Raw genomic sequence first — 11774 nt, forward strand, 5'->3', positions numbered from 1 at the left:
ACATATGGACCGCAACACCGTCGACTGGCACGGGTACATCCCCGCGATCACCACCCCCTTCACCCGCGAGGGGGCGCTGGACGCGACCGCGTTCGAGGGGCAGATGCAGTGGCTCGCGGAGCAGGGGATGCACGGCGTCATCCTCGCGGGGACCTCGGGCGAGTGGTTCAGCATGACCGAGGCCGAGCGGGCGGAGCTGTTCGCGCTCGGCGGCCGCTTCCGGGCGGACATGCGTGTGATCGGCGGATGCAACGCGTTCACGGCGGCCGAGGCCATCCGACACGCGCACGCCGCGGAGGAGGCGGGCCTCGACGGGATCCTCGTGACCCCGCCGCCGTACATGGTGCCCACCCGCGAGGAGATCGTGGCGTTCTACCAGGAGATCTCCGACGGTACGACGCTCCCCATCACGGTCTACAACTGGCCGCGCGGATGCATCGTCGACCTGAGCCCGGATCTGCTCGGCGAGCTCGCAGACATCGAGAACGTCGTGGCGATCAAGAACTCCACCGGCGACTTCCGGGCGTTCCTCGACGCGATGTACCTCGTCGAGGATCGGGTCCGCTACTTCGGCGTCCCCACGAACGCGCTGGGCGCCGACCTCGTGTCGCTCGGGCACGGCGATGGACTGATGGGCTCGGGCGCTCCGCTCGGACGCGATCACCCGGGATTCTGGGACGCGCTCGCCGCGGGGGATCGTGCGCGGGCGGTCGAGCTCGGCGCGCGCGACCGGGTGGTCATGACGAGCTGGTTCGGCCCCGACTACGGCGCGCAGTTCGGGAACCAGCAGGCGATCATGAAGACCGCGCTCCGGTTGCAGGGCGTGCCGGCGGGCTTCGTGCGGCGCCCCCTGCTCGAACTCTCGGAGGAGCAGGTCGACCGGGTCCGCGCGACGCTGGAGGGGCTCGGCATCACGACCGTGCCGTTGTCGTGACCGTGCGGTACGACGCGCTCGTCATCGGCGGCGGTCTGCTGGGCGGGGCGCTGAGCTGGATGCTGGCGGGCGAGGGCGCCTCCGTGCTGCTGCTCGAGAAGGATCAGCTGAACCAGCACGCCTCGGGGCAGAACGCCGGGAGCCTGCACTTCCAGCTCGAGTACCGGATGGTCGAGAACGGCTGGGAGTCGGCGCGGACGGCTGCCGCGGCCATGCCCTTGCACCTGCACGCGGCGGAGGCATGGACGCGGCTGGGCGATGCGCTCGGCGAGTCGGTCGGCGTCGTGCAACGCGGCGGCTTCATGCTCGCGGAGACCGCGGAGCAGGTCGCGGTGCTCGAACGCAAAGTCGGCCTCGAGCAGGAGTGGGGCCTGGATGTCTCGCTGCTCGACGGAGACGAAGCTCGACGGATCGCGCCGTACCTGTCCGACTCGGTCGTCGCCGCTGCCTACTGCCCCTTGGAGGGCAAGGCCGAGACCCGCATCGCCGGCCCCGCTCTCGTCCGCGGAGCCGTGCGGCGCGGGGCGCACGTCCGCACGCACACCCGCGTGACGGCGTTGGAGCGCGACGCCGGCGGGTGGAGGGTCACCGCGCACGGTCCGGAAGGCGAGCTGCGCGTGCACGCCACGACCGTCATGATCGCGGCTGGCGTGTGGACCACCGAGGTCGGAGAGATCGCCGGAGCGCAGCTGCCGACCATCCCGCTCGCCCTCATGATGAGCGTGACCGCGCCCACCGCGCCCTTCATCGACCACCTGGTGCAGCACGCCGGGACGAAGCTGTCGCTCAAGCAGACCAAGGAGGGCACGGTGCTGATCGGCGGCGGCTGGCCTGCCGCCCTCGGCCGGAGGGCGGGGGCGCCGGACCTCGAGGTGCGCCCACGGTTGCTGCCGGAGTCCATCGTCGGGAACGCCCGCGCGGCGATCGGCGTGGTCCCCGGTACCGCACGACTTCCCGTCGTCCGCTCCTGGGCGGGGACGACGACCATCACGCCAGACCAGCTCCCGCTGGTGGGGGAGGTGCCGGGGTGCCCAGGGATGTTCGTGGCCACCGGGGGGTCGGCGTTCACTCTCGGACCGAGCTTCGCCAGCGCGCTGTGCGATCTCGCCGCCGGGCGGACGCCCCAGGTCGACCTCCGGCCGTACGCACCGGACAGATTCGGAGTCATGGCATGAAGAACGAACCCCTCGCCGAACGCACCGCACCGCGTCGGTGCGACGTGGCCTTCACGGTCGACGGTCGCCGTGTGATCGCGGTCGCCGGCGAGACGGTCGCCGGGGCCATGCTCGCGGCGGGCGAGCGGACCTTCGCCCGGAGGTACGGCGAGCGGCGGGCACCGCTGTGCAACATGGGCACCTGTTTCGAGTGCGCCGTCACGGTCGACGATGCACCGCTCACCAGGACATGCCTGACCACGGTCCGCGAGGGCATGGACGTGCGGACGGACGCATGAGCTCCGAGCCGTACGACCTCGTCATCGTCGGGGCGGGACCGGCAGGTCTCGCCGCCGCCGTCGAAGCCTCCGCGCAGGGTCTGCGCACGCTCGTGATCGACGAGCAGCGCGCCGCGGGCGGACAGATCTTCCGGCAGCCCCCGGCGGAGTTCGGCGAGCCGGTGCGCTCCCCGGTGGGCTATCCGTGGGCGGCTCGGCTGCTCGCCGATGCCGCCGACGCGCCAGGGGTCGAGTGGTGGTTCGAGTCGACCGTGTTCGGGATCCTCGACACCCGATCGACCGGCCGCGACGACTTCGAGGTGCTCGTCGCGAGGCCGGAGGGCGCACGACGCGCGCCCGCCAGGCGAGTGCTCATCGCGACAGGTGCCTATGACATGCCGGTGGCGATCCCCGGGTGGACGCTCCCGGGGGTGCTGATGGCCGGTGCGGCGCAGGGGCTCCTGAAGTCCCAGCACATGCGTGCCGCAGGACCCGTCGTGCTGGCGGGGTCGCACCCGCTCATGCTGATCGTGGCCGCCCAGCTCGTGCGTGCGGGAGCCGAGGTGACGGAGGTGGTCTTCGCCCGTGGACTGCCCTCGTTGCGCGAGCTGTTCCTCGCCGCCCCGGCCGTCCCCGGGCATGCGCGGCTGTTGGCCGAGCTCGCCGGCTGCATGCTCACCCTCGTGCGGCGCGGCGTGCGGATCAGGACGGCGACGGTCCCCACCGCGATCCTCGGCGACGGGGACGTGAGCGCCGTCCGTGTGGCGAGAGCCGATCGTGCGTGGCGGGTACGCGGCCCCGAACGCGAGATTCCGGCCAGGACCGTCGTGCTCGGCTATGGCTTCCACGCCTCCACCGAGCTCGCGCGTCACCTCGGGTGCGCGATGCGCTGGGACTCCGTCGCGGGCGGTTGGCTCGTGGCCGTCGACCGCGATTTCGAGACGGATGTCCCCGGGGTCTTCGCCGCGGGCGAACCCACGGGGGTGTCCGGCGCGGAGCAGTCGCGCGCCGAGGGGACCGCCGCAGCAGCGGTCATCGCCGCACGTCTGGGCCGACCCGTGACCGCCGCACGGTCCAGGGCCATCGAGCGTGACCTGCGGAAGGCGCGCAGGTTCGCGGCGGTCGTGCAGCGGATGTTCGCCCCGGAACGCCCCGGCCTCACGGCGCTCGCGACACCGGCGACCACGGTCTGCCGGTGCGAGGCGATCCCGCGCTCCGACATCGACGGATTCCTGCAGGCGAATCCGCATGCCGACACCGTGGATGCGGTAAAGCTCAGCTGTCGCACCGGCATGGGGCCGTGTCAGGGACGGTATTGCGAGACGACCGTGGCCGGTGCCGTCGCCGCGGCGCGCGGGGGGACGGTCCCCGATGCCGGTCGCTTCGCCGCGCAGCTGCCCGTCAAGCCGGTCTCCCTGCAGACGTACGCCGAGCTCCTCGACGGCGACTGAGCGCAGGCCGGCACGGGGCCGGCGTCAGCGGAGGCGCAGGTCCTTGCGGAGGATCTTCCCTGAGCTCGACTTCGGGATCACGTCGATGAATTCGACCTGTCGCACCTTCTCGTGCGGCGCGACGTGGGCGGCGACATGCGCCATGACCGCATCCGCGTCGAGCTCGGCGTCCGGCTGCCGCACGACGAACGCCTTCGGAACCTCCTGGCCGTCTTCATCGAGTGCGCCGATCACAGCGGCGTCGGCGATGGCGGGGTGCTCGAGCAGCACGGCCTCCAGCACTGCGGGGGCGACCTGGTACCCCTTGTACTTGATGAGCTCCTTGAGCCGGTCGACGATGCGGTAGATGCCGTCGGGGGTGACGGTCGCGACATCGCCGGTGTGCAGCCAGCCGTCGGCGTCGAGCATCTCGGCCGTGGCGTCTGGGCGGTTGAGGTATCCCACCATGACCTGCGGACCGCGCACCCAGAGCTCGCCCGGCTCGCTGGCGCCTTCGGTGGGCGTCGCCACGTCTTCGCCCGATTCCGGGTCGACCAGTCGCGCCTCGGTGTTGGGCACGAGGGGGCCGATCGCCGAACGGTCGACGTCGTCTCGCGTCTCGGAGGTGAGGTTCACGGCGGGGCTCGTCTCGGTCATGCCGTAGCCCTGCGTGACGATGCACCCCAGACGGTTCGCGACGGCGGCCGCGAGGGCGCCGTCGAGAGGTGCGGCGCCCGAGAAGATGACCTTGACGGACGAGAGGTCGTACTGATCGACGATCGGATGCTTCGCCAGAGCGACCGCGATCGGGGGAGCCACGAACACCCAGGTCGTCCGGTGCTCGGCGATGATGCGCAGGAACTCCGGCAGGTCGAACTTGGGCATGGTCACGAGCCCGGCGCGCTGGCGCAGGGCGAAGTTCAGCAGCACCGTCATGCCGTAGATGTGGAAGAAGGGGAGCACGGCCAGCACGCGGTCACTCGCCTCGACGCCCAGCACGGGACGGCACTGCGAGACGTTGGCCACGAGGTTGCGGTGGGTGAGCATGACCCCCTTCGGGCGCCCGGTGGTGCCAGAGGAGTAGGGGAGGACGGCGAGGTGGGTGGCGGGGTCGAAGGTCACGTCGGGAGCGGGCCGTCCTTCCCTGAGCAGCGCCGGCAGCGAGGGGTGTCCCTCGGCGCCGTCGAGCACGATGAGGTGGTCGGCCGGGAGACCGAGCTTCTCGGCGGCAGCGCGTGCTCCGGGGAGCAGTGGAGAGACCGTCACGAGCCAGGTGGCATCCGCATCGGTCAGCTGATTCGCGATCTCCTCCGCGGTGTAGAGGGAGTTGATCGTGGTGGCCGTCGCCCCGGCGCGGAGGATGCCGTGGAACACGGTCGCGAACGCGGGGATGTTCGGGCACAACACCCCGACCGTGGTGCCGACGCCCACGCCCCGAGCGGCGAGGGCGCCGGCGAAGAGGTCGATCTGGCCCACGAGCTGTCGATACGTGGTGGTGGCTCCGCTCGCACCGTCGACGAGGGCGACGGCATCGAGCTCGTCGTCGCCGAGATCGCCGAAGAGGAACTCGTGGATGGAGATGTCGGGGATCTCCACATCGGGATAGGCACTGCGAACCATGAGATCTCCTTCGATCCGGGGCGACGTCGTCGTCGAATGCGATCCAGTGTCGCACAGAACGGGACTGCGTCCCAGAGTCGGATGACCCTCAGACGGCGTCGATGGAGCCGTAACGGGTGCTCGGTCGGCCCTTGGTCGTGTAATCGAGGGAGCGGGTGGCCCGGCCGGAGCTGGCGAGGTGCTCGAGGTAGCGTCGCGCGCTGACCCGGGAGATGTCGAGATCGTCGCCGATCTCGCTCGCCGTGGCGTCGGTGCGTGCGGCCAGCGCGGAGGACACCCGCTCCAGCGTCTCGGCGCTGAGGCCCTTGGGGATGCCGAAGCGCTGGCGGAAGGCGATGATGGCGTCGGCCGCCTCGACGCGGCGCACGACGTCGTGGAGCTCCGTGTGGTCGCGCAGCAGCAGCGTCGCCCCGACACCGCCGTCATCGGCTTCGCTTCCGGTGCTCCGCGCGACCAGCACATGCGAGCCGACGATCACAGGGCGACCAGCCGCCTCGCCTTCGCGCAGCACCGTCGCCAGCTCCTCTCCCAGCACCTCGGCGGCGGGGGCGCCGTCGAGGTGGGCCGCGTCAGTGCCGAGGAAGCGCGCGGCCGCATCGTTGACGAGGGTGATCCGTCCCCTGTCGTCGACCGTGATCACGCCCTCGCTGAGACCGTGCAGCGTGGTCTCCTGGTTCTTCACGAGCGCCGCGATCTGGTGGGGTTCGAGCCGGTAGATGCGGCGCCGGATGACGGAGGTCACCCACGCCGAGCCGAACACCCCGAGCACGGCGGCAGCCAGCATCGCCGAGATCAGCCACACGAGGTTCGCGCTGAACTCCTCGTTGAGCTCGGACTCCAGGATGCCGACGGAGGCGGTGCCGATCACGGTGCCCTCGTCGTCGCGGATGGGGACCTTGACGCGCCAGGAGGTGCCGAGGGTCCCGGTCTGCGTGCCCACGTAGATCTCGCCCGAGAGGGGTATCGACGGGTCGGTGGAGACCTTCTCCCCGATGCGCGACGGGTTCGGGTGGGAGTACCGGATGCCGTCTTCGTTGGCAACGACGACGTACGCGAGGTCGGACGCCTCGCGGATGACTTCGGCGATGGGCTGGATCGCGGCGGAGGGGTCGGCGTCGTCGAAGGCCGATTGCACGGCGGGAAGGGCGGCGATCGACTGTGCGACCGCCTGCATCCGGTCTTTGTACGCCTCGCGGAGCGCCTGCTCCTGGAAGGCGCCCGCCACGATACCGGTCGCGAGGGTCACCAGGAACACGATCAACGCCTGCAGCACCAACAGCTGCACACGGAGCGTCATCTTCGAGGCCACCTGACCATTGTCGTCGTCCGACGCAGGGGGTGCGAGCGGGGGAGTGCACGGCTCGCGACCAATAGTTCCGTAACTGCGACCAATGGTTTCCGAAGCTTGAGCGCGACGTCGCCGCCTTCCACTGTTGATCCACAGCATTCACGAACGCTCAAGGAGGAGCGCACATGAAGAACGCACGCATCGGAGCCCTGACCGCCCTGGCGGCGGTGGCCGCACTCACCCTCACCTCCTGCGCCGGGGGCGGCGCAGCGACGGACGGTGGTGGAGACGAGGCCGAGGCCGCGACCATCACGGATGTCTCGATCGTCGTCCCCGCCGATCCGGGTGGCGGATGGGATCAGACCGGCCGGGCGCTCTCGCAGGTGCTCACCGAGGATGAGCTGGTGAGTTCAGCCCCCGTGACGAACGTGGGCGGCGCGGGCGGCACCGTCGGGCTGGCGCAGCTCGCGAACGAGAAGGACCCGGCCACCCTCATGGTCATGGGACTCGTCATGGTGGGTGCGGTGGAGACCAATGCCTCCGCCGTGCGGATCGAGGACACCACGCCCATCGCCCGACTCACGGACGAGCCGCTCGTAGTGGTCGTCCCCGCCGAATCGGAATACGACACGCTCGAAGACCTCGTGGAGGACATCGCCGACAACGGTCAGGCGGTCACGATCACCGGGGGTTCCGCTGGCGGCGCAGATCACATCCTCGCCGGGCTCATGCTCGAGGAGGCGGGCCTGGGCGGCGCGGAGATCGCGGAGAAGCTGAACTACACCCCGAACTCCGGCGGTGGTGAGGCCGTGCCGCTGCTCATCGGCGGCAAGGTCGCGGCGGGCATCTCGGGTGTCGGAGAGTTCGCGCAGCACATCGAGAGCGGTGCACTCCGGGCGCTCGCCGTATCGAGCGAGGAGCAGGTGCCGCAGCTGCCCGACGTCCCGACCATCACCGAGGAGGGCTACGACGTCGTCCTCACCAACTGGCGCGGTGTCATCGCCCCGGGCGGCATCTCCGACGGGGAGAAGGCCGAACTGGTGCGCGTGATCACCGAGTTGCACGAGTCGGAGGCGTGGACTGAGCAGCTGGAGACCAAGGGGTGGACCGATGCGTTCCTCGTCGGCGAGGAGTTCGACGAGTTCCTCACGGGGAACATCGAAGAGGTCACCGCGACGCTGAAGAACATCGGGCTGGTGCAGTGACATGACGGTCCCCGCCTCACCGGGGACCGAGGAGCAGGGAGTGCGGGTCGGCCTGGACGGCCGACCCGCACGATCAGGGTCCTCCGTCCCCGTCGGCGAACTGGTGTTCGCCGCCATCATGGTCGCGCTCGGCGTCTTCGCCGTCGTCGGCATCTTCCTGATCCATGTCCCGGTCGGCATGAAGGCCGGCCCGACCGTCTTCCCGATCTTCGTCTCGGTCATCCTGCTCGCCTCCGCCGTGGCGGTGCTGGTCGGTGTCCTGCGCGGTGAACGCGGCGGTGCGGAGGAGGCGGAGGACATCGACGAGACCCTCCCGACCGACTGGGTCACTCTCGCCAAGCTGGCCGGTCTGGTCGTCGCGCACCTGCTCCTGATCGAGCCGCTGGGGTGGGCGCCAGCGGCCGCTCTGCTGTTCGGCGGCGTCGCCTGGTCGCTCGCCGCCAAGCGGTGGTGGATGGCCTTCGTGATCGGCATCGCCGTGGCCCTCGTGATCCAGATCGTCTTCGGCGGACTGCTCGGCTTGTCGCTGCCGTGGGGTCCTGCTCTCGGCTGGCTCGGAAGGATGTTCTGATGGACAGCTGGACCCTGCTCCTGGAGGGATTCGCGACGGCGCTGCAGCCGCAATACCTCGCATTCGCATTCCTCGGCGTCTTCGTCGGCACGGCGGTCGGAGTGCTGCCGGGGATCGGACCGGCCATGACGGTCGCGCTGCTGCTTCCGCTGACGTATACGCTCGACCCCGCCACGGCGCTCATCACCTTCGCGGGCATCTACTACGGCGGCATGTACGGCGGTTCGACGACGAGCATCCTCCTCAACACCCCGGGGGAGTCGGCCTCGATCGTCACGGCGATCGAGGGCAACAAGATGGCCAGGCTCGGGCGTGGCGCCGCCGCGCTCGCCACGGCGGCCATCGGTTCCTTCATCGCCGGCACCCTGGCGACGCTGGGGCTGACACTGCTGGCCCCGCTGCTCGCGCAGTTCGCGGTGAACCTCGGCCCCGCAGACTACGTCGCCCTCATCGTCATCGCCTTCATCACGGTCGGCGCCCTCATCGGCAGCTCGATCTCACGAGGCATGCTCTCCCTCGGCGTCGGCCTGTTCCTCGGGCTCGTCGGCACCGACTGGCTCTCGGGTCAGCAGCGATACACGCTCGGACTCCCCGCGCTGTCGGACGGCGTCGACATCGTCCTCGTCGCGGTCGGGCTCTTCGCAGTGGGGGAGACGTTCTACATCGCCGCGCGGCTGCGGCACGGGGGCGTCGACGTGATCCCCGTCACCCGTGGATGGCGGTCCTGGATGACGAAAGCCGACTGGCGGAGGTCGTGGAAGCCGTGGCTGCGCGGCACGGCGATCGGCTTCCCGATCGGCACGATCCCGGCCGGGGGAGCCGACGTCGCCACGTTCCTGTCGTATGCGACCGAGCGCAAGCTGTCGAAGCACCGTGACGAGTTCGGGCGCGGAGCGATCGAGGGTGTTGCCGGCCCGGAGTCCGCCAACAACGCGGCGGCGGCCGGCGTGCTCGTCCCGCTGCTCACGCTCGGGCTGCCGACCACCGCGACCGCGGCGATCATCCTGACGGCGTTCCAGTCGTACGGCATCCAGCCGGGACCGCTGCTGTTCGAGAGCCAGTCCAACCTGGTGTGGGCTCTGATCGCCAGCCTGTACATCGGCAACGTCATCCTGATCGTGTTGAACCTGCCGCTCGTGGGCATGTGGGTGAAGCTGCTGCAGATCCCGCGTCCGTACCTGTATGCGGGCATCCTGCTGTTCGCCGCCTTCGGCGCATACGCGCTGCACAGCTCGCCGTCCGACATCGTGATCCTGCTGGTCGTCGGCATCCTCGGATTCTTCATGCGGAGGTACGGCTACCCGGTGGCGCCTCTGGTGGTCGGGATGATCCTCGGGCCGATGGCGGAGGAGCAGTTGCGCAAGGCGCTGCAGCTCAGTCAGGGAGACCCGAGCACTCTGGTCATGCAGCCGTTCGCGGCGATCGCCTACGGGGTGCTCGCGCTCCTGATCGTGGGCGGGCTGTGGCTGCGACGCCGGCAGCGTCGGTACGAGCAGGCTCTGACCGCGTCGATCGCCGTGCCGATCAAGGCCGACTCCGAGGTATGAGTTCGAGCGGGGAGGAGGCCGCGAGTAGGCTGATCCGGTGAGTGACGTACAGGCCCCCGCACGAGGGCCTCGCGCCTACACGGCATTCATAGGGATCGGTCTCCTCGCGGGCCTCCTCTCCGGGTTGTTCGGCGTCGGCGGCGGCACGGTCATCGTCCCCCTGCTGGTGCTCCTGCTCCACTTCGACCAGCGGCTGGCGGCCGGAACCTCGCTCGCCGCGATCGTGCCGACCGCGAGCGTCGGGGTCATCTCCTACGCCACGACCGGTTCGGTGGCTTGGATCCCGGCGATCATCCTGGCCGCCGGGGCCGTGGTCGGCGCGCAGATCGGCACGCGACTGCTGCCGCGCATCTCGCAGACCGCTCTGCGTTGGGGCTTCGTGGGCTTCCTCCTCGTGGTGATCGTCAGTCTGTTCCTGGTGATCCCGTCGCGCGATGCCGCCTTCGAACTCACCTGGTTCACGGGTGTCGCGCTCGTCGCCGTCGGCATCGGCACCGGCATCCTCGCCGGCCTCATCGGCGTCGGCGGCGGTGTGATCGTGGTCCCCGTGCTGATGCTGGCCTTCGGCACGAGCGATCTGGTCGCTAAGGGCACCTCGCTGCTCATGATGATCCCCACAGCGATCTCAGGCACCGTCGGGAATCTCCGCAACCGCAACGTCGATCTGCTCGCCGCCCTGCTCATCGGGGTCTCCGCCTGCACCACGACCGCCCTCGGCGCCTGGCTCGCGACGATCGTCGACCCGACGCTCGGCAACATGCTGTTCGCGGCATACCTCGTGGTCATCGCCGTCCAGATGGCGATCAAGGCGATTCGCGGACGCACCCGCGGCTGACTGTCGGTCGGGCCTCGGTAGGATCGAGGGGTGGCAGTGAACCAAGAACTGGTCGGCCGGGAGTTCCCGTCGACGGCCCCGTACCTCGTCGGCCGCGAGAAGGTGCGCGAGTTCGCGCGTGCCGTCTTCGCCGACGCCCCGCAGCACTCCGACGTCGAAGCGGCACGCGCGCTCGGCTTCGACGACGTGGTCGCTCCGCCGACCTTCGCGATGGTGATCCAAGACCTCACGCTCCAGCAGCTGCTGGCGCAGGAGGATTCCGGCATCGTGCTCGCACGCACCATTCATGCCGAGCAGCGCTTCACCTACACTCGACCCATCGTCGCGGGAGACGAGCTGACGGGGCAGCTGCGCGTCACCGGCATCCGGATGATGGGCGGCAACGCGATGATCACCAGCGAAGCCGAGATCTCCGACGCGTCGGGCGCCCACGTCGTCACCGCGACGAGCGTGCTGCTCGTCGGCGCCGAGGAAAGCACCGACGAAGGGCAGGCCGCCTGATGGGCTACACCGTCGGAGACGTGCTCGCCGAGCGCACCGTGCACCTGACCCGTGAGTCGCTCGTGCGCTACGCGGGAGCCTCAGGAGACTTCAACCCCATCCACTACCGTGACGACGTGGCCGCATCGGTCGGCCTGCCGGGTGTGCTCGCGCACGGCATGCTCACGATGGGCATCGCCTCCTCCGTGGTGATCACGGCGCTCGACCCCGCGACGCGCGTGCTCGACTACGGCGTGCGCTTCACGAAGCCGGTTGTTGTCGATCCCGTCCACGGCGCCGACATCCACGTCACCGCCACGGTGGGCGCGGTGGACGACGAGGTGGCGCGCATCGACCTCAAGGTCACGTTCGACGAGACGACCGTGCTCGTCAAGGCGCAGCTGCGCATCGCCGTCCGATGAGAGCGCTGTG

General features: G+C 70.0%; 12 protein-coding genes. 10 read left to right on the forward strand and 2 right to left on the reverse strand.

Going from position 1 to position 11774, the window contains the following annotated elements; genetic code table 11:
- Positions 1–4 precede the first annotated feature (4 nt).
- From AB0E56_RS07755 to AB0E56_RS07770, 4 genes are read left to right on the forward strand one after another with little or no spacing between them, the layout of a single operon-like run.
- The gene (locus AB0E56_RS07755) at positions 5–934 is read left to right on the forward strand and encodes a dihydrodipicolinate synthase family protein (RefSeq protein WP_359797946.1); all 930 of its coding nucleotides are present in this window, start codon (positions 5–7) and stop codon (positions 932–934) included.
- Positions 931–2109: an FAD-dependent oxidoreductase gene (locus tag AB0E56_RS07760; protein ID WP_359797948.1), complete on the forward strand. Its 1179-nt coding sequence runs from the start codon at positions 931–933 to the stop codon at positions 2107–2109. The genes AB0E56_RS07755 and AB0E56_RS07760 overlap by 4 nt, the downstream gene beginning before the upstream one ends.
- Positions 2106–2387 carry a (2Fe-2S)-binding protein gene (locus AB0E56_RS07765; RefSeq protein ID WP_359797949.1) on the forward strand — a complete coding sequence of 94 codons (282 nt, stop codon included), beginning with the start codon at positions 2106–2108 and terminating at the stop codon, positions 2385–2387. The genes AB0E56_RS07760 and AB0E56_RS07765 overlap by 4 nt, the downstream gene beginning before the upstream one ends.
- On the forward strand, positions 2384–3817 hold the full coding sequence (locus tag AB0E56_RS07770) for an FAD-dependent oxidoreductase (protein WP_359797951.1): 1434 nt from the start codon (positions 2384–2386) through the stop codon (positions 3815–3817). The genes AB0E56_RS07765 and AB0E56_RS07770 overlap by 4 nt, the downstream gene beginning before the upstream one ends.
- A gap of 24 nt (positions 3818–3841) precedes the next feature.
- On the opposite strand, the gene AB0E56_RS07775 is transcribed toward AB0E56_RS07770, so the two are convergent.
- Both AB0E56_RS07775 and AB0E56_RS07780 read right to left on the reverse strand, forming a co-directional pair.
- Positions 3842–5416, reverse strand: a complete 1575-nt coding sequence (locus AB0E56_RS07775) for an AMP-binding protein (protein ID WP_359797952.1) — start codon at positions 5414–5416, stop codon at positions 3842–3844.
- Between the two features lie 88 nt (positions 5417–5504).
- Positions 5505–6725 carry a PAS domain-containing protein gene (locus AB0E56_RS07780; RefSeq protein WP_359797954.1) on the reverse strand — a complete coding sequence of 407 codons (1221 nt, stop codon included), beginning with the start codon at positions 6723–6725 and terminating at the stop codon, positions 5505–5507.
- A gap of 164 nt (positions 6726–6889) precedes the next feature.
- On the opposite strand from AB0E56_RS07780, the gene AB0E56_RS07785 reads away from it, so the two are divergent.
- The 6 genes from AB0E56_RS07785 to AB0E56_RS07810 are packed head-to-tail and all read left to right on the forward strand — an operon-like array spanning position 6890 to position 11764.
- A complete protein-coding gene (locus AB0E56_RS07785) occupies positions 6890–7909 on the forward strand; it encodes a tripartite tricarboxylate transporter substrate-binding protein (RefSeq protein WP_359797956.1) in 1020 nt (339 codons plus the stop codon).
- Between the two features lies 1 nt (position 7910).
- On the forward strand, positions 7911–8480 hold the full coding sequence (locus tag AB0E56_RS07790) for a tripartite tricarboxylate transporter TctB family protein (RefSeq protein WP_359797958.1): 570 nt from the start codon (positions 7911–7913) through the stop codon (positions 8478–8480).
- Positions 8480–10027, forward strand: coding sequence for a tripartite tricarboxylate transporter permease (locus AB0E56_RS07795; protein ID WP_359797960.1), 1548 nt, complete (start codon positions 8480–8482; stop codon positions 10025–10027). The genes AB0E56_RS07790 and AB0E56_RS07795 overlap by 1 nt, the downstream gene beginning before the upstream one ends.
- A gap of 37 nt (positions 10028–10064) precedes the next feature.
- Positions 10065–10862 carry a sulfite exporter TauE/SafE family protein gene (locus AB0E56_RS07800; RefSeq protein ID WP_359797962.1) on the forward strand — a complete coding sequence of 266 codons (798 nt, stop codon included), beginning with the start codon at positions 10065–10067 and terminating at the stop codon, positions 10860–10862.
- 30 nt (positions 10863–10892) lie between these two features.
- Entirely contained in the window at positions 10893–11363 is a 471-nt protein-coding gene (locus AB0E56_RS07805) for a MaoC family dehydratase N-terminal domain-containing protein (RefSeq protein WP_359797964.1), read from the forward strand.
- A complete protein-coding gene (locus AB0E56_RS07810; RefSeq protein ID WP_359797966.1) occupies positions 11363–11764 on the forward strand; it encodes a MaoC/PaaZ C-terminal domain-containing protein in 402 nt (133 codons plus the stop codon). Before AB0E56_RS07805 ends, AB0E56_RS07810 begins: the two co-directional genes overlap by 1 nt.
- Positions 11765–11774: the final 10 nt, after the last annotated feature.

The organism is Microbacterium sp. NPDC028030 (genome assembly GCF_040637855.1).
In the GTDB taxonomy this organism is placed as follows: Bacteria; Actinomycetota; Actinomycetes; order Actinomycetales; family Microbacteriaceae; genus Microbacterium.

Coding starts and splice junctions, on each gene's coding strand:
- AB0E56_RS07755 (WP_359797946.1), top strand. CDS start 5: ATGGACCGCAACACCGTCGACTGGCACGGGTACATCCCCGCGATCACC.
- AB0E56_RS07765 (WP_359797949.1), top strand. CDS start 2,106: ATGAAGAACGAACCCCTCGCCGAACGCACCGCACCGCGTCGGTGCGAC.
- AB0E56_RS07770 (WP_359797951.1), top strand. CDS start 2,384: ATGAGCTCCGAGCCGTACGACCTCGTCATCGTCGGGGCGGGACCGGCA.
- AB0E56_RS07775 (WP_359797952.1), bottom strand. CDS start 5,416: ATGGTTCGCAGTGCCTATCCCGATGTGGAGATCCCCGACATCTCCATC.
- AB0E56_RS07785 (WP_359797956.1), top strand. CDS start 6,890: ATGAAGAACGCACGCATCGGAGCCCTGACCGCCCTGGCGGCGGTGGCC.
- AB0E56_RS07790 (WP_359797958.1), top strand. CDS start 7,911: ATGACGGTCCCCGCCTCACCGGGGACCGAGGAGCAGGGAGTGCGGGTC.
- AB0E56_RS07795 (WP_359797960.1), top strand. CDS start 8,480: ATGGACAGCTGGACCCTGCTCCTGGAGGGATTCGCGACGGCGCTGCAG.
- AB0E56_RS07810 (WP_359797966.1), top strand. CDS start 11,363: ATGGGCTACACCGTCGGAGACGTGCTCGCCGAGCGCACCGTGCACCTG.